At 33.6% G+C, this 348-nt stretch carries 1 protein-coding gene; it reads right to left on the minus strand.

All coding sequences use genetic code 11. The features are described from left to right. Positions 1-348 (minus strand): flagellin (locus SB822_RS55615; protein WP_410858912.1); only part of this gene is annotated, 348 nt, incomplete at both ends.

A 348-nucleotide genomic window follows, 5' to 3' on the forward strand; every position in this document is an offset into this window, starting at 1 on the left:
GGATTCTGAATCAATTAAATTCAATTCATAGTTTGAAACATTATTATGAACATGCTCAAGCGCATTTTGATAAGCACCAAATTTACTACGTTCAGAAGAAACTGTCGCCATTGCTTTATCAATTTTTAATATAGACTTTTCAGCACCCAGTCTAGTTGAAAGGTCAACACCATCGATTTTAAGAGCCGTGGTTCTAGCATCTGTTAATTTCACTTGAAAGCTATCACCTGAATTTGCACCAACTTGTAATGTTAAATTAGGATGTATATCTTCAGGTATAGTTATTTCACTATTTACAATTTCACCAAAAGTATAATCAGAATCACCAAAAGCGTAACCAGAACGCAG

Source organism: Paraburkholderia sp. SIMBA_054, assembly GCF_046534875.1.
Lineage (GTDB): Bacteria > Pseudomonadota > Gammaproteobacteria > Burkholderiales > Burkholderiaceae > Paraburkholderia > Paraburkholderia hospita.